Annotated in this window: 32 protein-coding genes; 29 read left to right on the top strand and 3 right to left on the bottom strand. The window is 64.6% G+C overall.

Annotated elements, in window-relative coordinates; genetic code table 11:
- Positions 1–32 precede the first annotated feature (32 nt).
- On the top strand, positions 33–1,640 hold the full coding sequence (locus AC4PRM_RS01545) for a carboxylesterase/lipase family protein (RefSeq protein ID WP_492038530.1): 1,608 nt from the start codon (positions 33–35) through the stop codon (positions 1,638–1,640).
- Here the strand turns inward: AC4PRM_RS01545 and AC4PRM_RS01540 are convergent.
- The 3 genes from AC4PRM_RS01540 to AC4PRM_RS01530 form a co-directional block, all read right to left on the bottom strand.
- The gene (locus tag AC4PRM_RS01540) at positions 1,633–2,673 is read right to left on the bottom strand and encodes a L,D-transpeptidase family protein (protein WP_492038529.1); all 1,041 of its coding nucleotides are present in this window, start codon (positions 2,671–2,673) and stop codon (positions 1,633–1,635) included. The two genes, AC4PRM_RS01545 and AC4PRM_RS01540, sit on opposite strands and share 8 nt — an antisense overlap.
- A 69-nt stretch (positions 2,674–2,742) precedes the next feature.
- Positions 2,743–3,480, bottom strand: coding sequence for an SGNH/GDSL hydrolase family protein (locus tag AC4PRM_RS01535; protein WP_492038528.1), 738 nt, complete (start codon positions 3,478–3,480; stop codon positions 2,743–2,745).
- Entirely contained in the window at positions 3,477–3,644 is a 168-nt protein-coding gene (locus tag AC4PRM_RS01530; RefSeq protein WP_487923223.1) for a hypothetical protein, read from the bottom strand. The genes AC4PRM_RS01535 and AC4PRM_RS01530 overlap by 4 nt, the downstream gene beginning before the upstream one ends.
- 167 nt (positions 3,645–3,811) lie before the next feature.
- Here AC4PRM_RS01530 and AC4PRM_RS01525 point away from each other — a divergent pair, with 167 nt between their 5' ends.
- From AC4PRM_RS01525 to rpsM, 28 genes are all read left to right on the top strand, one after another.
- Entirely contained in the window at positions 3,812–4,972 is a 1,161-nt protein-coding gene (locus AC4PRM_RS01525; RefSeq protein WP_492038527.1) for a GNAT family N-acetyltransferase, read from the top strand.
- A gap of 7 nt (positions 4,973–4,979) precedes the next feature.
- Complete coding sequence (locus AC4PRM_RS01520) at positions 4,980–5,888, top strand: cupin-like domain-containing protein (RefSeq protein WP_492038526.1); 909 nt, start codon at positions 4,980–4,982, stop codon at positions 5,886–5,888.
- Positions 5,889–5,986: 98 nt separating this feature from the next.
- Positions 5,987–6,640 (top strand): GIN domain-containing protein, encoded by a 654-nt coding sequence (locus AC4PRM_RS01515; RefSeq protein ID WP_492038525.1) that lies wholly within the window; start codon positions 5,987–5,989, stop codon positions 6,638–6,640.
- Positions 6,641–6,948: 308 nt separating this feature from the next.
- Entirely contained in the window at positions 6,949–7,254 is a 306-nt protein-coding gene (gene rpsJ, locus AC4PRM_RS01510; protein ID WP_105563630.1) for a 30S ribosomal protein S10, read from the top strand.
- Between the two features lie 22 nt (positions 7,255–7,276).
- The gene (rplC, locus tag AC4PRM_RS01505; RefSeq protein ID WP_449496862.1) at positions 7,277–8,029 is read left to right on the top strand and encodes a 50S ribosomal protein L3; all 753 of its coding nucleotides are present in this window, start codon (positions 7,277–7,279) and stop codon (positions 8,027–8,029) included.
- Positions 8,029–8,697 carry a 50S ribosomal protein L4 gene (rplD, locus tag AC4PRM_RS01500; protein WP_492038524.1) on the top strand — a complete coding sequence of 223 codons (669 nt, stop codon included), beginning with the start codon at positions 8,029–8,031 and terminating at the stop codon, positions 8,695–8,697. Before rplC ends, rplD begins: the two co-directional genes overlap by 1 nt.
- Positions 8,697–9,002: a 50S ribosomal protein L23 gene (locus tag AC4PRM_RS01495; RefSeq protein ID WP_373255758.1), complete on the top strand. Its 306-nt coding sequence runs from the start codon at positions 8,697–8,699 to the stop codon at positions 9,000–9,002. Before rplD ends, AC4PRM_RS01495 begins: the two co-directional genes overlap by 1 nt.
- A gap of 4 nt (positions 9,003–9,006) precedes the next feature.
- The gene (gene rplB, locus AC4PRM_RS01490; RefSeq protein WP_373255757.1) at positions 9,007–9,840 is read left to right on the top strand and encodes a 50S ribosomal protein L2; all 834 of its coding nucleotides are present in this window, start codon (positions 9,007–9,009) and stop codon (positions 9,838–9,840) included.
- 3 nt (positions 9,841–9,843) lie between these two features.
- Complete coding sequence (rpsS, locus tag AC4PRM_RS01485) at positions 9,844–10,122, top strand: 30S ribosomal protein S19 (RefSeq protein WP_373255756.1); 279 nt, start codon at positions 9,844–9,846, stop codon at positions 10,120–10,122.
- A 3-nt stretch (positions 10,123–10,125) separates the two neighbouring features.
- Positions 10,126–10,506, top strand: coding sequence for a 50S ribosomal protein L22 (gene rplV / locus AC4PRM_RS01480; RefSeq protein ID WP_292174481.1), 381 nt, complete (start codon positions 10,126–10,128; stop codon positions 10,504–10,506).
- The gene (gene rpsC / locus AC4PRM_RS01475) at positions 10,506–11,255 is read left to right on the top strand and encodes a 30S ribosomal protein S3 (RefSeq protein WP_373255755.1); all 750 of its coding nucleotides are present in this window, start codon (positions 10,506–10,508) and stop codon (positions 11,253–11,255) included. The genes rplV and rpsC overlap by 1 nt, the downstream gene beginning before the upstream one ends.
- 3 nt (positions 11,256–11,258) lie before the next feature.
- On the top strand, positions 11,259–11,702 hold the full coding sequence (gene rplP, locus AC4PRM_RS01470; RefSeq protein WP_292174476.1) for a 50S ribosomal protein L16: 444 nt from the start codon (positions 11,259–11,261) through the stop codon (positions 11,700–11,702).
- On the top strand, positions 11,699–11,896 hold the full coding sequence (rpmC, locus tag AC4PRM_RS01465) for a 50S ribosomal protein L29 (RefSeq protein ID WP_292174474.1): 198 nt from the start codon (positions 11,699–11,701) through the stop codon (positions 11,894–11,896). The genes rplP and rpmC overlap by 4 nt, the downstream gene beginning before the upstream one ends.
- A 10-nt stretch (positions 11,897–11,906) precedes the next feature.
- Positions 11,907–12,158 carry a 30S ribosomal protein S17 gene (rpsQ, locus tag AC4PRM_RS01460; protein WP_296170908.1) on the top strand — a complete coding sequence of 84 codons (252 nt, stop codon included), beginning with the start codon at positions 11,907–11,909 and terminating at the stop codon, positions 12,156–12,158.
- Positions 12,159–12,173: 15 nt separating this feature from the next.
- Entirely contained in the window at positions 12,174–12,542 is a 369-nt protein-coding gene (gene rplN, locus AC4PRM_RS01455; protein WP_292174470.1) for a 50S ribosomal protein L14, read from the top strand.
- 2 nt (positions 12,543–12,544) lie between these two features.
- Positions 12,545–12,853: a 50S ribosomal protein L24 gene (rplX, locus tag AC4PRM_RS01450; RefSeq protein WP_373255754.1), complete on the top strand. Its 309-nt coding sequence runs from the start codon at positions 12,545–12,547 to the stop codon at positions 12,851–12,853.
- Positions 12,853–13,413, top strand: coding sequence for a 50S ribosomal protein L5 (gene rplE / locus AC4PRM_RS01445; RefSeq protein WP_373255753.1), 561 nt, complete (start codon positions 12,853–12,855; stop codon positions 13,411–13,413). Before rplX ends, rplE begins: the two co-directional genes overlap by 1 nt.
- A 19-nt stretch (positions 13,414–13,432) precedes the next feature.
- On the top strand, positions 13,433–13,738 hold the full coding sequence (gene rpsN / locus AC4PRM_RS01440; protein WP_373255752.1) for a 30S ribosomal protein S14: 306 nt from the start codon (positions 13,433–13,435) through the stop codon (positions 13,736–13,738).
- A gap of 14 nt (positions 13,739–13,752) precedes the next feature.
- A complete protein-coding gene (gene rpsH, locus AC4PRM_RS01435) occupies positions 13,753–14,151 on the top strand; it encodes a 30S ribosomal protein S8 (RefSeq protein ID WP_373255751.1) in 399 nt (132 codons plus the stop codon).
- Between the two features lies 1 nt (position 14,152).
- Complete coding sequence (gene rplF / locus AC4PRM_RS01430; RefSeq protein ID WP_373255750.1) at positions 14,153–14,686, top strand: 50S ribosomal protein L6; 534 nt, start codon at positions 14,153–14,155, stop codon at positions 14,684–14,686.
- A gap of 3 nt (positions 14,687–14,689) precedes the next feature.
- Entirely contained in the window at positions 14,690–15,052 is a 363-nt protein-coding gene (gene rplR, locus AC4PRM_RS01425) for a 50S ribosomal protein L18 (RefSeq protein WP_373255749.1), read from the top strand.
- 12 nt (positions 15,053–15,064) lie between these two features.
- A complete protein-coding gene (rpsE, locus tag AC4PRM_RS01420; RefSeq protein WP_373255748.1) occupies positions 15,065–15,673 on the top strand; it encodes a 30S ribosomal protein S5 in 609 nt (202 codons plus the stop codon).
- A 2-nt stretch (positions 15,674–15,675) separates the two neighbouring features.
- The gene (gene rpmD / locus AC4PRM_RS01415; protein ID WP_373255747.1) at positions 15,676–15,879 is read left to right on the top strand and encodes a 50S ribosomal protein L30; all 204 of its coding nucleotides are present in this window, start codon (positions 15,676–15,678) and stop codon (positions 15,877–15,879) included.
- Positions 15,880–16,023: 144 nt separating this feature from the next.
- The gene (rplO, locus tag AC4PRM_RS01410; RefSeq protein WP_487923218.1) at positions 16,024–16,617 is read left to right on the top strand and encodes a 50S ribosomal protein L15; all 594 of its coding nucleotides are present in this window, start codon (positions 16,024–16,026) and stop codon (positions 16,615–16,617) included.
- A gap of 104 nt (positions 16,618–16,721) precedes the next feature.
- Positions 16,722–18,110, top strand: a complete 1,389-nt coding sequence (secY, locus tag AC4PRM_RS01405; protein WP_492038523.1) for a preprotein translocase subunit SecY — start codon at positions 16,722–16,724, stop codon at positions 18,108–18,110.
- 25 nt (positions 18,111–18,135) lie between these two features.
- Positions 18,136–18,705: an adenylate kinase gene (locus AC4PRM_RS01400; protein WP_492038522.1), complete on the top strand. Its 570-nt coding sequence runs from the start codon at positions 18,136–18,138 to the stop codon at positions 18,703–18,705.
- A gap of 93 nt (positions 18,706–18,798) precedes the next feature.
- A complete protein-coding gene (locus tag AC4PRM_RS01395) occupies positions 18,799–19,506 on the top strand; it encodes a TonB family protein (RefSeq protein ID WP_492038521.1) in 708 nt (235 codons plus the stop codon).
- 149 nt (positions 19,507–19,655) lie between these two features.
- Positions 19,656–20,024, top strand: a complete 369-nt coding sequence (gene rpsM, locus AC4PRM_RS01390; RefSeq protein ID WP_373255743.1) for a 30S ribosomal protein S13 — start codon at positions 19,656–19,658, stop codon at positions 20,022–20,024.
- Positions 20,025–20,028 lie beyond the last annotated feature (4 nt).

Below are 20,028 nucleotides of genomic sequence, written 5' to 3'. Positions count from 1 at the left end.
GGGCCTGCCGGGATCGCACGATACGAAAGGTGGTGGCACGGTTCTTCTTGATCCCGTTTTTAGTACTGCTGGCCGCCTGCGCGACCCATCCGGGCAAGGTCGGATTTGTACGTTCGGCGTCCGACTACGCCGAGCCTGTCTTGCGGACGCCGGAAGGCGAGCTGCGCGGGATGCGGGGCGCGGGGGTGCGGGCGTTTCTGGGCGTGCCCTATGCTGCGCCGCCGGTGGGTAATCTGCGCTGGCGGGCACCGCGACCGGTCCAGCCCTGGGCCGGCACGCGCGATGCGACGCGCATCGGAGCGGACTGCAACCAGGCGCTGGGGCCGAAGTCGATCCTGGGCGGCGGGGGCGGGGTGGTCTTCGGCTCTGAAGACTGCCTGTATCTGAACATCTACGGTCCGGCCGTCGAGCCTGAGCGGCTGCGTCCGGTCATCGTCTATCTACCCGGCGGGGCCTTCACCGTCGGGGCGGGCGCTAACTATGATCCGTCGCGGCTGGCGGTTGAGCAGGATCGGGTCGTGGTCACCGTCAACTATCGGCTGGGTGCCTTGGGCTGGCTGGCGCATCCGGAGTTTGCGGCGGACGGCGAGGGGGTGGGCGGCAACTGGGGCCTGATGGACCAGCAAGCTGCGCTGCGGTGGGTGCATCAGCGGATTGCGGCGTTCGGCGGCGATCCTGGCGATGTGACCCTGATCGGCGAGAGTGCAGGGGCCTGGAGCGCATGCCATTTGATGACGTCTCCGGCGTCGGAGGGGCTGTTCCAGCGGGTCATCCTGCAGAGCGGCACCTGTGTGGAGCCGGGCTCGCTGTGGTCGGCGGACGAGGCCGCACAGGGTGGCGAGGCGTTCGCAGCTTCAGTCGGGTGCGAGGGGCCGGATGTGGTGGCATGCCTGAGGGCGGCTCCGGCGGGGCGGATCGCAAGGGCGGCCTCGACGCGATCAGGGCTGAACGGACCGGGATCGTGGGGACCGGTTTATGGCGATGCGACCGTGCCGGTCGCGCCGCCGCTGGCTTTTGCGCGCGGCGACTTCATGAAGGTGCCGGTCATTGTTGGCAGCAATCGCGACGAAGGGCGGCTGTTCGCGGTCAAGGTGCGGGACACCGAGCGATATCGCGCGCAGACGCTATGGATGTATGGCGACGACGGCCCCGGTGTGCTGGACCGCTACCCCATCGGACCGGAGGGGCCGGGGGCGACGATGGCGCGCAGTTTCACCGATCAGAAGTTCGCCTGTCCCGCCGATGCTTTGAGACGGGTGCTGGCGCGGCATGTGCCGGTATGGGGCTATGAGTTCGCGGACGCGGATGCGCCGTTCGCTTTGTCAGCCTTGCTGAACGCGCCCTATGATCTGGGAGCCTATCATGCATCGGAGGCGACCTATGTCTTCGGCACGAAGTGGATATTTGCAGACCCGGCGCGGTTCACGCCGGATCAGCGGGCGCTGTCGGACCGGATGATGCGCCTGTGGGCCGGGTTCGGGCATGACGCAGATTTCGAGGCGGGCTGGCCCCGCGCTGCGGACAGCGGTCTGATCCGCGTGTTCCAGCCAACCGGCGACCTGATGGACAACGGCTTCGCCGCCCGAAGCCGGTGCGACTTCTGGGCGACGACGCGGTTCGGACCGGTGGCTCCTAGATAAACTCTACCTCGACGCCCGCCTTGACCGAGGCGGCCAGTTGTTCGGCATCCCAGTTGGTCATGCGGATACAGCCGTTGGAGGCCGTCTTGGCGATCTTGGACGGGTCTGGCGTTCCGTGGATGCCGTAGCTCTGGCGGTTCAGGCCAATCCAGACGGAGCCCACGGGGTTGTTCGGCCCGGCAGGAACCACGATGGTCTTGTCGCCACGGTCGTAGCTGACGCGGTCGGGGTCATAGGTATAGTTGGGCTCCGGCGCGATGCCGACGACACGCAGGGTGCCGGTCGGAGCCGGGCGTTCGGTCGAACCGATGGTGGCTGGATAGAAGGCTAGCAGCTTGCCAGACGCGTCGAAGGCGCGGGCCGACCGTTCGGTCTTGTCGATGACGATGCGGGCGACCTCGCCGATCGGGGTATCGCTGATGGCGGGCACGAGGATGCGCTGGCCGGCCTGAAGAGCAAGGCCGGGGTTGAGGGCGTCCAGCAGGCCTTCGGTCATGTGAAAGCGCTCGGCCAGTTTTTCCTTCACAGTGGTAAACAGGGTGCCGTTGTCGACCATCTGTTCCAGATTGCTCGAAGGCGCGCTGAACGGGCCGGCGACGTCTTCTGCCGTCAGGGTGTGGACGCGGGTGACGGGACCTGTGTCGGCAGCCGCCAGATGTTGCAACAGTTCGGCGTCGGGGGCATCGTTTTCGCCCAGATCATTGGCCTTGCGATAGGCCGCGATGGCCTGACGTGTGTTTTCTCCCGCCAGACCGTCCACGATGCCGGGCGAGAAGGTCGAGCGATCAAGCAGAATCTGCAGCCGGATCAAGCCGGGGTCAGCCTGCGGGGGCGTGGGGGTGCCGTTCGTCGGCTGGGCCGGAGCCGCCTCGGGTGCCGCCGGCATGGCGCGCTCGATAGTCTCAGCCGCAATGCCAGCAGGGGCTTGCGCACGGGGGGCGACTTCGGGGGCTGGTGCAGGGGCCCTATCGGGTTGGTCGCAGGCGGCGAGGGTCAGGACGACGGTGGACAGCAGGATCAGGCGAAGGGTCATGGGAATCCGGTGATGGCGATGGCTTCCATAACCCGCCGTTCGGTCGCCTGTTCCGCTAGAGACGTTCTGTCAGCGCAGCGCGTCCGCCAAACCCTCGGCGGTTACCTCGGCCCAGCAGGCATAGCCCCAGTCATTAAGATGCAGGTCATCTGGGCCCACGCCTCCACGATCCAGCCCCGACCAGTCGGCCATGGCGGTAAAGCGGTGGAGTACAGCATAGCCGGAGGCGGTAGCCTGTTGGTCGATGACGGTGGAAATGTCGCCCAGGGCCGGGTTGCGGCCCCGGAAAGCTGGATTGGTCGTGGTCTCTGGCAGGCGTTGCGGGTCGATCAGCAGGACGTCGGCACGCTCGCGGTCCAGCACCGCTCGCCCGGCCTGGAAATCGGTCAGGATGTCGTCGGTCGAGCGGTCGCGCAGGATGTCGTTGGTGCCAAGTTGCCAGATGACCAGATCGGGTCGGGCCAGGGTGACCTCGGCCTCCAGTCGCATCGCCGTATCACGAGCCGTCTCCCCGCCGATGCCGCGGTTGATCAACGTCACCTGAACGCCAGGCAGGCGGCGTTCCAACCCCGCCTGAAGCAGGGGCACGAATCCCAGCGACCGACTGCTCGCCCCGACCCCCTCAATCGAGGAGGAGCCGACTGCCAGGATGACGATCCGCCCGGACTTCACAGCCGCCTTGCTGCGCGTCAGGCCGTCGTTGGCCACGACATGAGTGGCCGTGACAGGGCAGGCGTAGGGCACGCCCTGGGCCAGTGCGGGCGTGGCGATCAGGGCGGCGGCGGCGGCGAGAGCAGCTGATTTCAAGGATTGGGCTTTCCGGTTGCGGGGTCGGTGGCGGTGTCGCCGGAGTTGGAACTGCCTTCCGACCCATTGGGTTCGGTCGAGGGACGAGGGGCCTCGCCGTCGTGGGCGGGCTTGCGCTGGTTTTCGGTTTCGGTTTCGCGGGTCGAGGGACGGGGATCGGTCATAATGATTCCTTCAAAGCGTATGGGCGCAGGTCTGGCAACGCTTCGGCGACGTGGACGGCTCCCGCTCAGAAACGATTCACCATGCCCGGTCACCCTGTCGAAACACGCAACCGCCTATGCAGCCATAGGATCGGTGGCTCGCGTCTGGCCCGCCGTAGGAGCCCTGGATGTCCCCGCTGCACGTCGAGATCATGGCGACCGACACGATGTCGGAGGCGCAGTGGGACCTGTGGCGCGACATGCTGGCGGCCAATCCGCTGCTCAACAGCCCCTATTTCCGCCCCGAGTTCGCACAGATCGCGGGCCTGGTCTGCCCAGGCGCAGCGGTGGCGGTGCTGAGCCGGGACGGCCAGATCGTCGGCTTTTTCCCGCACCAGCGTCGCGGCGGCACGATCCAGCCGTTGGCAGCCCCGATGAACGATTATCACGGCGTCATTGCCATGCCGGGCGAAGTGCCATCGTTGGCCGAGGTGGCCGAAGCCCTGCCGACCTCGAAGCTGAACGTCACGGCCTGGGTCAGGCAGAGCGACGCCGACGGGCCCGGCGAGCAACGCCGGACGGTGCAGGCGGAGCTGGGCAGTGCGGGCTTCGACGCCTGGTACGCCGAGCGGCGGGCGACCTTCGGCAAATTCTTCAAGGACAAGGAACGCTGTCGGCGCAGCATGCAGACGGAGTTCGGGCCACTGAGGGTCGAGACCCGGTTGCGCGATCCGGAGATGCTGAACTGGCTGATCGATCTGAAGCGTGACCAGTACCGACGGACCGGTCGGCACGACATCTTTGCCTGCGGCTGGACTGCCGATCTGCTGCATGCGCTGCTGAAGGCGGACACGCCCGGCTTCTCGGCCTCGATGGCTGCGCTCTGGGCCGGGGATCGGCTGGCGGCGGTGGAGTATTCGCTGTTCGCGGGCGACCAGTGCCATTTCTGGTTCCCGGGCTATGTGCCCGAGCTGTCACGTTGCTCTCCGGGCATATTGCTGAGCCTGGACACCATGCGGATGGCGTCGGAGACGGGCGTCCGCAGCTTCGACTTCGGCTTCGAGGGCGAGCACTACAAGAAGTATTTCTGCAACGGCGAACGTTGGGTCCGCGATGCAGTGGTGATCAAGCCGGGCCTCGGGGCTACGGTCAGCCAGGCGGCGGTCAGCGCACTAAACCTGGCCGGGCAGGGGCGGGGCGAGCGGCTGCGCAACAGCGTGCGTCGCCGTTGGGCCGCCATCGAGGCCTGCGAGGTCACGCCGGCCAACCGCCTGAAGGGCGGCCTGCAGGCGGCAGGCGCGGCGCTTGCAAAGCTTTCGGCCAGGACCACCCCTCGTGTTTCGGCCTGAGACAGTCATGACCGCCACCCGCACCCGCTATTCCGGCCCGATCAAGGAGGCCCGTGTGCATCCGCATGGTCTGGTCGATCAGGGCTTTGCGACCGACGAGGCGCTGGAGGCCATGCTGGAACGCTATCCGGCCGAGCTGTTCGACATCAATCTGTACGACTATGACGACGAGGATCAGGTCAGCCTGCGCACCGGTGCGCGCGGACGGTTGAGCGGGACGGAGCTGCTGACAGCGATCCAGCAGGGCCGGCTGTGGGTCAATCTGCGCGAGGTCGAGCGTGGCTGGCCCGAGCTGTGGGACGCTGCCGCCATCGAGTTCAAGCGCATCGAGGCGGCCTATCCTGGGATGCGGGCGGTATCGCGGTCGGCCCAGCTGATTCTGTCGTCGCCCAAGGCACGGGTGCCCTATCATTTCGATGCCGCAGGCGTGGTGCTGTTCCACATGCGCGGCCGCAAGCGCCTGTTCGTCTATCCCGGCGACGAAACGCATCTGCCCGAGTGCAATATGGAGCAGGTCGTCACGCGACAGACGACCGAGGAAATCCCCTACACCCGTGCTTTCGAGGCCGATGCCCAGGTCATGGATCTGGAGCCGGGCGACGCCCTGACCTGGCCCTTCTATGCCCCGCACCGGGTCGAGAATCTGGATCGGTTCTGCGTCAGCCTGTCGACCGAGTTCCAGACCTGGCCCACACGGTTTCGCAACGGCGCACTCTATACTCACGCCGTGATGCGCAGCCGGGGAGGGCGGCCCCGCACGACCGACACCCTGTCCACGCCCGGCATGGCGGCGCGCTGGGCGGCGTCGCTGGCGCTGAAGCGGATGGGGGCGATGAAGAGCCGGATCGCCACCTATGAGCGCGACTTTGAGCCCGAAATCGGCGTGGCCGACGGAGCGGGCGCACTAAAGGCCTGACGGGCAGTTGTCTTACAAAGAGGTCATGACCTCGAGTTAAAGTGACTTCAGCGGACGATGGTCGCACCCTTTCCTCATCAACGGAGAGGGACAGACCCATGAAGTTCGCTATCGCATCCACCGCCGTCATCGCCGCCGCCGTGTTGAGCGTCCCCGCCCAGGCCAAGGCCAGCCCCGAGGTCGAGGTCCGCGACCTGGGCCGCATTAATGTGTCCGATGCGCCGCTGATCATCGTGCGATCGCCGCGCGATGTGAAGGTCTCAGCCGGCAGCGCGGTGTTCGGGGCCGTCGGTAGGGGGGCTCGATCGGTCGAACTGTCCAACGGTGGTTGCGGCGACTGGGTCGTCGCCAACACGGACGGGGCCCTCGACCTGTCGCTGGGCGGGTCGGGCGACATCCGGACAGGCACGTCGCGCTCGCTGGACGCCTCCCTGGGCGGGTCGGGCACGATCCGGGCAGGGGCGACGGGCAATCTGGATCTGTCGCTGGGCGGATCGGGCGAGGCCTGGGTGGCTGCAGTCGATGGAGAGGTCGACATCGCCATCGGCGGCTCGGGCGAAGTCTCGATACCGCGTGGCCGTGCCTCCAGCTTTGAAGTCGCCATCGGCGGTTCGGGCGACATCGACTTCGGTGGCACTGCCGGAGACGTCAGCGTGGCCATCGCCGGCTCAGGCGACATCCGCATCGCCGAGGTCACCGGCCGGGTCAGCCGCAGCATCGTGGGTTCAGGGAATATCCGCATCGGGCGATAGCGCCAAAAGACTCGCCCTGCCTTGGTTTCGCCGCTTGACGAACGGGGACTCAATCGGCATAAGCGCCAACTCTTGTTGGACCGGCTGTGCATCTCGCTTTGAGTTTGGGATGCAGACGCGGCTCGCAGGAACGACCTCGGACCTGTTCTTTGCAGTGACCCAGGACTTCAGCGGCCTTCGCGGGTAACTGCGTGGGCCGATCGTTTTTGCGGACGTGCGTACTCTGAGGGCATTCGTGCCTGAAGGCCTCCGGTCTTTGAAATGGTTCACAGGGACGCAGGTTCGCCTGCTTGGGAAATACGACCGATATGGATCAAAGCATCCGCATCAGGCTCAAGGCCTTTGATCACCGCGTCCTCGATTTTTCGACGCGCGAGATCGTCAACACGGCCAAGCGCACCGGCGCGACCGTTCGCGGTCCGATTCCGCTGCCGACCCTGATCGAAAAATTCACCGTGAACCGCTCGCCGCACGTCGACAAGAAGTCGCGCGAGCAGTTTGAAATCCGCACGCACAAACGCGTGCTCGACATCATCGACCCCACCCCGCAAACCGTGGACGCGCTCATGAAGCTCGACCTGTCGGCCGGTGTGGACGTCGAGATCAAGATTTAAAGAAACAAAGGCGGGATCCGATATGCGCACGGGCGTGATCGCCAAAAAACTGGGAATGACGCGTCTCTTCGCTGAAGACGGCGCGCATATCCCAGTCACCGTCCTCGAACTGGACGGTTGTCAGGTCGTGGGTCAGCGGACTCAGGAGCGGGACGGCTACGTCGCCCTGCAACTGGGCGCGGGCTCCAAGAAGGCCAAGAACACCAACAAGGCCCAACGCGAAGCGTTCGCCAAGCTGGAAGTCGAGCCCAAGGCCTATGTGACCGAGTTCCGCATAGATGCGGACAGCCTGCTGGACGTGGGAGCCGAGCTGTCGGCCGACCACTTCGTCGCGGGCCAGAAGGTCGATGTCCAGGCCGAGACGATCGGCAAGGGCTTCGCCGGTGCCATGAAGCGCTGGAACTTCGGCGGTCTGCGGGCGTCGCACGGTGTGTCGCTGTCGCACCGTTCGCACGGTTCGACCGGCCAGCGCCAGGATCCGGGCAAGACCTTCAAGGGCAAGAAGATGGCCGGCCACTACGGCCAGGAAGTCGTCACGACCCAGAACCTCACCATCGTCCGCGTCGATGCCGAGCGTGGCCTCATCATGATCAAGGGCGCTGTCCCCGGTCACGAGGGCACCTGGGTCAAGATCCGCGACGCTGTGAAGAAGGCCCGTCCGGCCGAGGCCCCGTTCCCCGGTGGCATCAAGTCGAAGTCGGGCGCTGCTCAACCCGCCGAAACGCCTGCTGAAGAAGCACCGGCCGTTGAAGCGACCGAAGGCGGTGAAGCGTAATGAAACTCTCTGTCATCAAACTCGACGGCAAGGCCGCCGGTGATGTCGAGCTGTCGGACACCGTGTTCGGCATCGAAGACATCCGCGGCGACATCCTGGCCCGTTATGTCAACTGGCAACTGGCCAAGCGCCGCGCCGGTACCCACAAGGTTCAGACCCGGAACGAGAATTCTCGCACCGGCAAGAAGATGTACAAGCAAAAGGGCACCGGCGGCGCTCGTCACGGTTCGCGCCGTGCACCGCAGTTCGTCGGTGGTTCGCGCGCTTTCGGCCCGATCGTGCGCGATCACGGCTTTGATCTTCCCAAGAAGGTCCGTGCCCTGGCCCTGCGTCACGCCCTGTCGTCCAAGGTGAAGTCGGGTGGCCTGGTGGTCGTCGACAATCTGTCCATCAAGGACGCCAAGACGTCGGCCCTGCGCGAAACGCTGGGCAAGCTGGGCTGGACCCGCACCCTGGTCATCGCTGGCCCGGAAGTGGATGCCAACTTCGCCCTGGCCGCCCGCAACATCCCGATGGTGGATGTGCTGCCGAACGCCGGTCTGAACGTCTATGACATTCTGCGCGCTGACAAACTGGTGCTGACGAAGTCTGCTCTGGAAGCCATCGAGGCGACCTATGCCGACTACAAGCCCTCGCGTCGCGAGCAAGCCCAGAAGGAAGCCGCGTAATGGCCGGCGCAACTCCTACCGCAAAACACTACGACACCATCCTGTCGCCGATCATCACTGAGAAGGCGACGATCCTGTCGGAGCAAAACAAGGTCGTGTTCCGGGTTTCCGGCACCTCGACCAAGGACGAGATCGCTGCGGCGGTCGAAAGCCTGTTCAAGGTCAACGTCCTGAAGGTCAACACCCTGGTTCAAAAGGGCAAGACCAAGCGCTTCCGCGGCATCATGGGCCGTCGGGTCGACATCAAAAAAGCGATCGTGACGCTGGCCGAAGGCCAGTCGATCGACGTCACGACGGGGCTCTGATCAGATGGCCTTGAAAACATACAACCCGACATCGCCGGGCCGTCGCGCCCTGGTGCTGATCGACCGCTCGGAACTGCATAAAGGCCGTCCCGAGAAGTCGCTGACCGAAGGCCTGACCAAGTCAGGCGGTCGTGGTGCCGGTGGTCGTATCGCCGTCCGCTTCCGCGGCGGTGGTGCCAAGACCCTGTACCGCAAGATCGACTTCAAGCGTCGCAAGTTCGCCACGGCGACCGTGGAACGCCTGGAATACGATCCGAACCGGACCGCCTTCATCGCCCTCATCGTCTATGAGGACGGCGAAAAGGCCTACATCATCGCGCCGCAACGCCTGAAGGCGGGCGACACGGTGGTGGCCGGCGAAAAGACCGACGTGAAGCCTGGCAATGCCATGCCGCTGCGCTCGGTGCCGGTCGGGACGATTATCCACAACATCGAGATGAAGCCTGGCAAGGGCGCTCAACTGGCCCGTTCGGCCGGTGCCTATGCCCAGCTGGTCGGTCGCGATCAGGGTTACGCCCAGATTCGCCTCGGCTCCGGCGAGCTTCGCATGGTCCTGGACGGCTGCATGGCCACGGTGGGCGCGGTTTCGAACCCCGACCACATGAACCAGAACCTGGGCAAGGCCGGTCGCAAGCGTCACATGGGCTTCCGTCCGCACGTTCGCGGCGTCGCCATGAACCCGATCGACCACCCGCACGGTGGTGGTGAAGGCCGGACCTCTGGTGGTCGTACCCCGGTTACGCCGTGGGGAAAGGACACCAAGGGCACTCGTACCCGCAAGAACAAGGCGACGGACAAATACATCATCCGTACCCGCCACGTTAAGAAGGCTCGCTAACCGATGGCTCGCTCCTCCTGGAAAGGCCCGTTTGTCGACGGGTATCTGCTCAAGAAGGCCGACGCCGTTACGTCGTCGGGCCGCAAGGACGTGATCAAGACCTGGTCGCGCCGCTCCACCATCCTGCCGCAGTTTGTCGGCCTGACCTTTGGCGTCCACAACGGCATGAAGCATGTGCCGGTGTCGGTCTCCGAAGAAATGGTCGGCATGAAGTTCGGCGAGTTCGCCCCGACCCGGTCGTTCCCCGGGCACGCGGCGGACAAGAAGGCCAAAAGGAAGTAACTGATGGCCCAGACCAAAAACCCCCGTCGGGTCGCCCCGACCGAAGCCCGCGCCAAGCTGACGAACGTCCGGATCAGCCCTCAGAAGCTGAACCTGGTCGCCCAGTCGATCCGTGGCCTGCCGGTGCAGAAGGCGCTGAACGAGCTGGAATTCAGCCGCAAGCGCATCTCCACCGACGTCCGCAAGGTGCTGTATTCGGCCGTGTCGAACGCCGAAAACAACCACAACCTCGACATCGACAACCTGATCGTCGCCGAGGCTTTCGTGGGCAAGAACCTGGTGATGAAGCGTTTCGCGAGCCGTGCTCGTGGTCGTTCGTCGCGCATCCTGAAACCTTTCGCCGAGATCACCATCGTGGTCCGCGAAGCTGGTGAGGCCGCCTGATGGGTCAGAAAATCAATCCGGTTGGCCTGCGTCTCGGCATCAACCGCACGTGGGATAGCCGCTGGTTCGCCCGCGGTGACGAATACTCCAAGCTGCTGCACCAGGACCTGAAGCTGCGCACGTGGCTGAAAGAGCGCCTGCAAGCTGCTGGTGTCTCGCGCATCATCATCGAGCGTCCGCACAAGAAGTGCCGCGTCACGATCTATGCCGCCCGTCCGGGCGTCGTGATCGGCAAGAAGGGCGCCGACATCGAGAAGCTCCGCAAGGACATCTCGGACCGTACCGAGGGTGAAGTTCACCTGAACATCGTCGAAGTGCGCAAGCCCGAGACGGACGCCCAGCTGATCGCCGAGAACATCGCGCAGCAGCTGGAACGCCGGATCGCCTTCCGCCGCGCCATGAAGCGCGCCATGCAGTCGGCCATGCGCCTGGGTGCCAAGGGCGTCCGCATCAACGTGTCGGGTCGCCTCGGCGGTGCCGAAATCGCGCGGATGGAATGGTACCGCGAAGGTCGCGTGCCGCTGCACACCCTGCGTGCCGACATCGACTATGGCTTCATCCAGGCCAAGACGACCTACGGCATCATCGGCGTGAAGGTCTGGGTCTTCAAAGGCGAAGTCCTGGAACACGATCCGATGGCACAGGACAAGCGTTGGGCCCAGGAAGCTTCCGGCCCGTCGTCCAACGAAGGCCGCGAACGCGGTGGTCCGCGCGGTGATCGCGGCCAACGTCGCGGGCGTGAGGGCTAAGTCATGCTGCAACCTAAAAAGACCAAGTACCGCAAGGCCTTCAAGGGCCGCATCCATGGCGCTGCCAAGGGTGGCTTCTCGCTGAACTTCGGCTCCTACGGCCTGAAGACTGTCGAGCCAGAACGCATCACGGCGCGTCAGATCGAGGCGGCTCGCCGCGCGATCACCCGCCAGATGAAGCGTCAGGGCCGCGTCTGGATCCGCGTCTTCCCCGACCTGCCCGTCACGGGCAAGCCGGCCGAAGTCCGGATGGGCAAGGGCAAGGGCGCGGTGGACCATTGGGCGGCGCGCTGCCACCCCGGTCGCATCCTGTTCGAAATCGACGGCGTGCCGGACGACATCGCTCGTGAAGCGCTGCGCCTCGGTGCTGCCAAGCTGCCGGTCCGTACCAAGGTGGTCACCCGCCTGGATGCCGGCGTCGCTCATGTGGAGCATGTAGGCGCATGACCAAGATCGCCGATCTGCGGGCCCAGACGCCCGACCAACTGGCCGACGAGCTGCTGAAGCTCAAGAAGGAACAGTTTAACCTGCGTTTCCAGGCGGCCACCGGCCAGATGGAAAAAACTCACCGGGTCGGTGAAGTGCGCAAAGACATCGCTCGCATTTCCACGCTTCTGCGTGCGAACCGCGCAGCGGGTTAAGGAAACCACGATGCCCAAACGTATTCTCGAAGGCGTGGTCGTGTCCGACAAGGGCGACAAGACTGTCGTTGTCGTCGTTCAGCGCACGCTGCTGCACCCGGTCATGAAAAAGATCGTGCGCCTGTCCAAGAAGTACCACGCCCACGACGAAGCGAACGCCCTGAAGGTCGGTGACCAGGCCCGTATCGTCGAGTGCGCCCCGAAGTCCAAGCTGAAGCGCTGGGAAGTCCTGTCGGACTCGTCCACCGCCTCCGCGTCTTAAGAAGGATCGGATCCCATGATCCAGATGCAAACTAACCTGGAGGTAGCCGACAATTCGGGTGCTCGCCGGGTCATGTGCATCAAGGTGTTGGGCGGCTCCAAGCGCCGCTACGCCTCGGTGGGCGACACGATCGTCGCTTCCGTCAAGGAAGCCATTCCGCGCGGCCGCGTGAAAAAGGGTGAGGTGGTTCGCGCCATCGTCGTCCGCACGGCCAAGGACATCATGCGCAAGGACGGCTCTGTCATTCGTTTTGACAAGTCGGCTGCCGTCATCGTCAACAAACAGAACGAGCCGGTCGGCACGCGGATCTTTGGCCCGGTTCCCCGCGAACTGCGCGCCAAGAACCACATGAAGATCATCTCGCTGGCTCCGGAGGTCCTGTAGTCATGGCCGCCAAGATCAAAACCGGCGACAACGTCGTCATCCTGACCGGCAAGGACAAGGGCCGTACGGGCAAGGTCACGAAAGTGCTCCCGACCACGAACCGCGTCCTGGTGCAGGGGATCAACATGGTCCAGCGCCACACCCGTCCGACCCAGGCCGACCCCCAGGGCGGCATCAAGAACAAGGAAGCGTCGCTTCACCTGTCGAACGTCGCGATCGCCGACGCCAACGGCAAGGCAGCCCGCGTCGGCTTCCGTATGGAAGACGGCAAGAAGGTTCGCTTCGCCAAGACGACGGGAGACGTCATCTAATGGCCGACACCAAATACACACCCCGCCTGAAGAGCGACTACAACGACCGTATCAAGGCTGCGATGACCGAGAAGTTCGGTTATTCCAACCCCATGCAGATGCCCAAGCTGGACAAGATCGTCCTGAACATGGGTGTCGGCGAGGCGGTCGCGGACTCCAAGAAGGTCACCGCCGCGCTCAAGGATCTGGCGGCTATCGCCGGTCAGAAGCCCGTGCCGACCAAGGCTCGCAACTCAATCGCCGGCTTCAAGCTGCGTGAGGGCATGGTCATCGGCGGCAAGGTTACGCTGCGCGGCGACCAGATGTACGAGTTTCTGGACCGTCTGATCACGATCGCCCTGCCGCGCGTGAAAGACTTCCGTGGCTTGAAGCCGACGTCCTTCGACGGTCGTGGCAACTACGCCATGGGCCTGAAGGAGCACATCGTGTTTCCGGAAATCAACTACGACCAGATCGACCAGATGTGGGGCATGGACATCATCGTCTGCACCACGGCCAGGACTGATGACGAAGCACGCGCGCTTCTGACCGAGTTCAAGTTCCCGTTCGTGACGAACTGAGCGGGAAGGGAAAAGCACAATGGCAAAGAAAAGCGCCGTAAACCGTAACGAGATGGTCAAGGCCCTCGTCGCGAAATACGCCGACAAACGCGCCGCCCTGAAGGCGACCGCGAACGATGAATCCCTGCCGCTGGAGGAGCGCTTCGAGGCGCGCCTGAAGCTGGCGGAACTGCCGCGCAACTCTGCGGCCAGCCGGATTCGTAACCGCTGCGAAGTGACGGGCCGTCCGCGCGCCTTCTATCGCAAGCTCAAGATGAGCCGGATCGCCCTGCGTGAACTCGGCAACCTGGGACAGATCCCGGGCCTGACGAAGTCCAGCTGGTAAGGGGAGCGACAGACATGATGATCAACGATCCCCTGAGCGACATGATCGCTCGCATCAAGAACGCGGCGACACGCAAGCGTTCCAAGGTGCTCACCCCGGCTTCCCGTCTGCGCCAGCGCGTCCTCGACGTGCTGCAGGACGAAGGCTACATCCGCGGCTATAACCTGGTTCAGAACCCGGGCGAGTTCCCGCAGTTCGAGATCGAGCTGAAGTATTTCGACGGCGCGCCCGTGATCGCCGAGATCGCCCGCGTTTCGAAGCCCGGCCGTCGCGTCTATTCCGCGATCACCGATCTGAAGCCGATCAAGAACGGCCTCGGTATCTCGATCCTCTCCACGTCCAAGGGCGTTATGTCGGACACTGCGGCGCGCGACGCCAATGTGGGCGGCGAAGTCCTCTGCAGGGTCTACTGATATGTCCCGTATCGGCAAACGTCTCATCGCTGTTCCGAAGGGCGTGACTATCACGCTCGACGGTCAGACCGTGTCGGTGAAGGGTCCCAAGGGCGAAAGCTCCTGGACCGTCGCCGAGGAAATCGAAGTGTCCCAGGACGCCGAGGGTCTGACCCTGGGTCTGCGTACCGACACCCAGCGTGGCCGCGCCATGTGGGGCCTGTCGCGCACCCTGGTCGACAACATGGTCACGGGCGTCACCACCGGCTTTGAAAAGAGCCTGGACCTGGTCGGCGTCGGTTATCGTGCCGCGATGAAGGGCAATGCCCTGTCGCTGCAGCTCGGTTTCTCGCACGACGTGGACATCGAACCGCCTGCCGGCGTCACCTTTGCGGTGCCCAAGCAGACTGAAATCAAGATCTCGGGTGCTGACAAGCAGGCCGTGGGTCAGATCGCCGCCGTCATCCGCAAGCTGCGTCCGCCAGAGCCCTACAAGGGCAAGGGCGTGCGCTACACGGGCGAAAAGGTCCGGCGCAAGGAAGGCAAGAAGAAGTAGGTCATGGCTCTTTCTCTGCAACAACAAGCCAAGCGCCGCTCGGAGCGCAACCGTCGCCGCCTCAAGGCCGTCTCCGGCGGTCGTCTGCGCCTGTCGGTCCACCGTTCGGACAAGAACATCTCGGCCCAGATCATCGACGACCTCAATGGCGTCACGGTCGCCGCCGCCTCGTCGCTGGAAGGCGACAAGGGTGCGAAGTCCAAGGGTTCGGACGTCGACGCAGCGGCCCGTATCGGCAAGCTGGTCGCCGAGCGTGCGATCGAAAAGGGCGTCAAGGACGTCGTCTTCGACCGCGGCAGCTACATTTATCACGGTCGGGTGAAGGCGCTGGCGGAAGCCGCGCGTGAAGCCGGCCTGAATTTCTAAGGAACGGGACGCATGGCGCAAGCACCCCAACGTGGCGGCGGCGGCAACGACCGCAATCGTCGTGACAACCGCAATGGCCCCCAGGCCGACGGTCCGGAATCGGACATCGTCGAGAAGCTGGTCCACATCAACCGCGTCGCCGCCACCGTGAAGGGTGGCCGTCGCTTCAGCTTCGCCGCCCTGATGGTCGTCGGTGACGGCAAGGGCCGCGTCGGCTTCGGTCACGGCAAGGCACGCGAAGTGCCGGAAGCCATCCGCAAGGCGACCGAAGAAGCCAAGAAGACGATGATCCACGTGCCGCTGCGTGAAAACCGCACCCTGCACCATGACGGCAACGGCCGTTGGGGCGCCGGCAAGATCATGATGCGTGCGGCCCCTCCCGGGACCGGCGTCATCGCGGGCGGTCCGATGCGTGCCGTGCTGGAAACCCTCGGCGTCCAGGACGTCGTCGGCAAGTCCACCGGTTCGTCGAACCCCTACAACATGATCCGTGCGACCTTCGAGGCTCTGAAGGTCCAGTCCTCGCCTCGCCAGGTCGCCAACAAGCGCGGCAAGAAGGTCGCGGACCTGATGGGTCGTCGCAATGACGGTGCCTCGGCACCCGAAGCTGTGGAGTCCTGATGATGGCCCCGTCCAAGAAGACTGACGCCAAGACCGTCACCGTCAAGCAAACCGGTTCGCCGATCCGCCGCAAGAACGACCAGCGCGCCACCCTGGTGGGTCTGGGTCTGAACCGCATGGGTCGTGAGTCCACGCTGGAAGACACGCCTTCGGTTCGCGGGATGATCGCCAAGGTCGCCCACCTGACCGAGATCGTCGAAAAGTAAGCCTTGCTGCCCTCTCCCGGACCGGGGGAAGGCGTCTGGCGTATTGCACTACGGACAAGGGCCGCCTAGAAGCGGCCCTTCGTTTTGACCGCCGAGTTGTCCGTGTACACACGAGCAGCGCTAGAACCCGAAAGGATCAGGCACATGAAACTGAATGAAATCCGCGACAACGAGGGCGCTCACAAGAAGCGCATGCGCGTCGGCCGTGGCCCCGGTTCGGGCAAGGGCAAGACCGCCGGCCGTGGCGTCAAGGGTCAGAAGTCGCGTTCCGGCGTCGCCATCGGCGGCTTCGAAGGCGGCCAGATGCCGCTTTACATGCGTATGCCCAAGCGTGGCTTCAACAATCCCAACGCTCTGAAGCTGGCCGAAGTGAACCTGTGGCGTCTGCAGGACGCCATCGACGGCGGCAAGCTTGACATCAAGAACGAGATCAAGGGCGACGCTCTGGTCGCCGCCGGCGTGATCCGTCGCGTCAAGGACGGCGTCCGTCTGCTGGGCACCGGCGAGATCAAGGGCAAGCTGAACCTGGTAGTCTGGTCGGCTTCGGCTGGCGCGATCAAGGCCATCGAAGCTGCCGGTGGCACCGTGGTTCAGGAGCGTATCGCCGCTGAAGCCAAGGCCGCCGCGCGCGTCGAGAAGCGCAACGCCGCCAAGGGCAAGGCTCCGGCTCCCAAGGCGCCGCGTGGCGACGCCAACAAGATCTCGGCCCGCACAACGCGGACTGCCTCCAAAAAATAAGCTGGGGGGCGCTCTCGCTAAGAGGGCGCCCTTCACCTATCTGGACCGTGGCGCCCGAGTCAGTCTCAGGTGCGCCGCGTTCTGATCAGTCGGGGTGACGACATATGGCTTCGGCCGCCGAACAACTCGCAGCAAACATGAACATGGGCACGTTCGCGAAAGCGACCGAGCTGCATAAGCGTCTGCTGTTCACGCTCCTGGCCCTGCTGGTCTATCGCATCGGGACCTATGTGCCGATCCCGGGGATCAACTCGGAAGCCTTTCTGCAGTTCTTCCAGAACCCAGATGGGCAGCGTGGCATCTTGGACATGTTCAACATGTTCTCGGGCGGCGCGGTGGAACGGATGGCGGTCTTCGCCCTGAACGTCACACCCTATATCTCTGCTTCGATCATCGTGCAGCTGATGGGCGCGGTCTATCCGCCCTGGGAAAAGCTGCGCAAGGAAGGTGGCGAGAGCGGCCGCAAGCAGCTGAACCAGTACACCCGCTATCTGACCGTCGTGCTGGCGCTGTTCCAGTCGGCCGGTATCGCTATCGGTCTGAACGCGCAGCCGGGCTTGGTTGAGGATCAGGGCCTGTTCTTCATCATCTCCACCATAACCTGCCTGACCGGCGGGACCATGTTCCTGATGTGGCTGGGTGAGCAGGTCACGGCACGCGGCGTCGGCAACGGCATCTCGCTGATCATCTTTGCCGGTATCGTGGCCGTTCTTCCCGGCACCATTGCCCGTATGTTCGGCCTGGCACAGCAGGGTCAGCTGTCGGTGTTCATCCTGCTGCTGATCACGCTGATTGCCGTCGCAACGGTCGTGTTCATCGTCTTCATGGAGCGGGCCCAGCGCCGGTTGCTGATTCAGTATCCCAAGCGCCAGGAAGGCAACCGCATGGCCGGGGGCGAGCGCTCGTTCCTGCCGCTGAAGGTCAACACTGCGGGTGTCATCCCCGCCATCTTCGCCTCGTCCTTGCTGATGCTGCCAACCACGGTGGCGCAGTTCACGGCGACCGCGAACCTGCCCGCATGGTTGTCGTGGCTACCAGCGGTGACAAGCCAGCTGAGCCATGGCCAGCCGGTATTCATGATCCTGTACGGCCTGCTGATCATCTTCTTCTGCTTTTTCTACACCTCGATCACCTTCAATCCCGAGGACACGGCCGAGAACCTGCGCAAATACGGCGGCTTCCTGCCGGGCATCCGTCCCGGCAAGCGTACGGCCGAATATCTGGACTATGTGCTGACCCGCCTGACGACCATCGGTGCCGCCTACATCACCGCCGTTTGCCTGATCCCCGAGATGATCATCGCCAACTTCGGGGCCGGTCTGGCCTTTGGCGGTACATCGATCCTGATCGTGGTGTCGGTGACGATGGACACTGTCGCCCAGATCCAGTCGCACCTTCTGGCCCATCAGTACGAAGGTCTGATCAAGAAGGCCAAGCTGCGGGGTCGCGGCCAGACGCGGACCAAGGGCAACACCGCCCCGGTCCGGCGCTAGAACTGATCGTTCGGGGGAGGCCGCGATGAATGTGATCCTGTTTGGTCCGCCTGCGGCGGGCAAGGGCACCCAGGCCAAGCGTCTGGTCGAGACGCGGGGCATGATCCAGCTCTCGACCGGCGACATGCTGCGCGAGGCCATCGCCTCGGGCTCAGAACTGGGCCAGGAGTGCCAGGCGATCATGTCGCGCGGTGACCTCGTGCCCGACGCGGTCGTCATCGCCCTGATCGAGGCCCAGCTGAAGGCGGCCGAGGATGCCGGCGGGGCCATTTTCGACGGCTTCCCCCGCACCCTGGCTCAGGCCGAGGCTCTGGACGCCATGCTGGCCAAGCTGGGCAAGAAGATCGATCACGTTATCCGGCTGAAGGTCGACGACGAGGCCCTGCTGAGCCGCGTTGCCAGCCGTTTTGCCGACCAGGGCCGTCCGGACGACAATCCCGACAGCTTCAAGGTTCGTCTGGACGCCTACAACCGAAACACTGCGCCGCTGTTGCCCTACTATGCCGAAAAGGGCCTGCTGACCGAGGTCGACGGCATGAGCTCCATCGAGGCCGTCTCCGGTGCGATCGACAAGGCGCTGGCCAAGGCCGCCTGAACCCGTTGCCTGAATGGCGGCTGACACGCCTGCGCTCGCCGTGTTCATGCGGGACGTGGCATAAGTGGCGGTGTGGACACCGGCTCATCCCCCTTGCGATCTGACAGGCGGCTTCTGCCCGGCATCGTCGTGGCCGTGGCCGGCCTGCACCTGGGTTTGTTCGCCCTGTCCGGAATGGGCAGCCCCGAGCCCGTTATGAGAGAAGCGGACCCGCCGGCCTTTGAGGTCCTGCTGTTCCGCCCGCCGGTGCCTCCGCCGCCCATTGTCCCCGCACCAGCTCCGCCCAGTCCGCAAGCCGGGGGTGGGGCCTCCGCTGCCCCCTCGCGCATCCATGTGCCGCCCCGCCCGCGACCCGTGCCACCGGAGTTGCCCGCGCCGGCCGTTCAGGCACCGCAACCGGACCTGGTCGTCGGCGTCGCGCCGGTCGCCACGCCACAGCCGGGCCAAGGTCTTGGTGGCCAGGGGACAGGGCAGGGGACAGGTATCGGCTCGGGCACCGGTCCAGGCACAGGCTCCACGCCGCCGCGCTTTGTCAGAGGCCCCAGCCGGGACGACATCGGTCGGGCGCACCGTCGGATCGATCCACGGCTGCGTCAGCGCGGGACGGCGGTCATGCGCTGTATCATCCAGCCCGATAGCCGGTTGGACCGCTGTGCCGTTGTGAGCGAGACACCGCCCGGCATCGGCTTCGGGTCGGCGGCCTTGACCTTGGCCCCGCTTTACCGATTTCAGCCCCCGACCGAGAATGGGCAGATTCAGGCCGATCAGGGCGTGACCGTGACGGTCCGTTTCGAGCCCTGATCCCTCACTGCAGAGGCACAATCAGGCCCTTAGGCGTTGACGACATCTGAATCCCCTGTATAAGGCCCGCTTCCGCGAAGGGCGTCGGCGCTCCTGGTCTGTTGACCGGAGCGTTTGTTGCGTCCGCAAACGCGTATCTGGAGAGTTTCGTGGCCCGTATCGCTGGCGTCAATATCCCGACCAACAAGCGCGTGGAAATCGCGCTTCAGTACATCCATGGCATCGGCCCGCACGCCGCCAAGGAAATCACGACCAAGGTGGGCATCGAGCCCGCGCGTCGTGTGAACCAGCTGACGGACGCCGAAGTCCTGCAGATTCGCGAAACGATCGACAAGGATCACACGGTCGAGGGTGACCTGCGCCGCGAGACGTCGATGAACATCAAGCGTCTGATGGATCTGGCCTGCTACCGCGGCCTGCGTCACCGCAAGGGCCTGCCGGTCCGCGGCCAGCGCACGCACACCAACGCTCGTACCCGCAAGGGTCCCGCCAAGCCGATCGCCGGCAAGAAGAAGTAAGACA

The organism is Brevundimonas sp. DW-iso22, from assembly GCF_058725425.1.
The sequence above is the reverse complement of the archived record's forward strand: the minus strand, read 5'-3'. Positions and strand labels throughout refer to the sequence as shown.

Coding starts and splice junctions, on each gene's coding strand:
- rplX (WP_373255754.1), top strand. CDS start 12,545: ATGGCCGCCAAGATCAAAACCGGCGACAACGTCGTCATCCTGACCGGC.
- rpsC (WP_373255755.1), top strand. CDS start 10,506: ATGGGTCAGAAAATCAATCCGGTTGGCCTGCGTCTCGGCATCAACCGC.
- rpmC (WP_292174474.1), top strand. CDS start 11,699: ATGACCAAGATCGCCGATCTGCGGGCCCAGACGCCCGACCAACTGGCC.
- rpsN (WP_373255752.1), top strand. CDS start 13,433: ATGGCAAAGAAAAGCGCCGTAAACCGTAACGAGATGGTCAAGGCCCTC.
- rpsS (WP_373255756.1), top strand. CDS start 9,844: ATGGCTCGCTCCTCCTGGAAAGGCCCGTTTGTCGACGGGTATCTGCTC.
- AC4PRM_RS01530 (WP_487923223.1), bottom strand. CDS start 3,644: ATGACCGATCCCCGTCCCTCGACCCGCGAAACCGAAACCGAAAACCAG.
- rplD (WP_492038524.1), top strand. CDS start 8,029: ATGAAACTCTCTGTCATCAAACTCGACGGCAAGGCCGCCGGTGATGTC.
- AC4PRM_RS01400 (WP_492038522.1), top strand. CDS start 18,136: ATGAATGTGATCCTGTTTGGTCCGCCTGCGGCGGGCAAGGGCACCCAG.
- rplB (WP_373255757.1), top strand. CDS start 9,007: ATGGCCTTGAAAACATACAACCCGACATCGCCGGGCCGTCGCGCCCTG.
- rplN (WP_292174470.1), top strand. CDS start 12,174: ATGATCCAGATGCAAACTAACCTGGAGGTAGCCGACAATTCGGGTGCT.
- rpsE (WP_373255748.1), top strand. CDS start 15,065: ATGGCGCAAGCACCCCAACGTGGCGGCGGCGGCAACGACCGCAATCGT.
- rplV (WP_292174481.1), top strand. CDS start 10,126: ATGGCCCAGACCAAAAACCCCCGTCGGGTCGCCCCGACCGAAGCCCGC.
- AC4PRM_RS01495 (WP_373255758.1), top strand. CDS start 8,697: ATGGCCGGCGCAACTCCTACCGCAAAACACTACGACACCATCCTGTCG.
- AC4PRM_RS01515 (WP_492038525.1), top strand. CDS start 5,987: ATGAAGTTCGCTATCGCATCCACCGCCGTCATCGCCGCCGCCGTGTTG.
- rplO (WP_487923218.1), top strand. CDS start 16,024: ATGAAACTGAATGAAATCCGCGACAACGAGGGCGCTCACAAGAAGCGC.
- rplC (WP_449496862.1), top strand. CDS start 7,277: ATGCGCACGGGCGTGATCGCCAAAAAACTGGGAATGACGCGTCTCTTC.
- AC4PRM_RS01525 (WP_492038527.1), top strand. CDS start 3,812: ATGTCCCCGCTGCACGTCGAGATCATGGCGACCGACACGATGTCGGAG.
- AC4PRM_RS01520 (WP_492038526.1), top strand. CDS start 4,980: ATGACCGCCACCCGCACCCGCTATTCCGGCCCGATCAAGGAGGCCCGT.
- rpmD (WP_373255747.1), top strand. CDS start 15,676: ATGGCCCCGTCCAAGAAGACTGACGCCAAGACCGTCACCGTCAAGCAA.
- rplR (WP_373255749.1), top strand. CDS start 14,690: ATGGCTCTTTCTCTGCAACAACAAGCCAAGCGCCGCTCGGAGCGCAAC.
- rplE (WP_373255753.1), top strand. CDS start 12,853: ATGGCCGACACCAAATACACACCCCGCCTGAAGAGCGACTACAACGAC.
- AC4PRM_RS01540 (WP_492038529.1), bottom strand. CDS start 2,673: ATGACCCTTCGCCTGATCCTGCTGTCCACCGTCGTCCTGACCCTCGCC.
- rplF (WP_373255750.1), top strand. CDS start 14,153: ATGTCCCGTATCGGCAAACGTCTCATCGCTGTTCCGAAGGGCGTGACT.
- rpsJ (WP_105563630.1), top strand. CDS start 6,949: ATGGATCAAAGCATCCGCATCAGGCTCAAGGCCTTTGATCACCGCGTC.
- rpsQ (WP_296170908.1), top strand. CDS start 11,907: ATGCCCAAACGTATTCTCGAAGGCGTGGTCGTGTCCGACAAGGGCGAC.
- secY (WP_492038523.1), top strand. CDS start 16,722: ATGGCTTCGGCCGCCGAACAACTCGCAGCAAACATGAACATGGGCACG.
- rplP (WP_292174476.1), top strand. CDS start 11,259: ATGCTGCAACCTAAAAAGACCAAGTACCGCAAGGCCTTCAAGGGCCGC.
- rpsH (WP_373255751.1), top strand. CDS start 13,753: ATGATGATCAACGATCCCCTGAGCGACATGATCGCTCGCATCAAGAAC.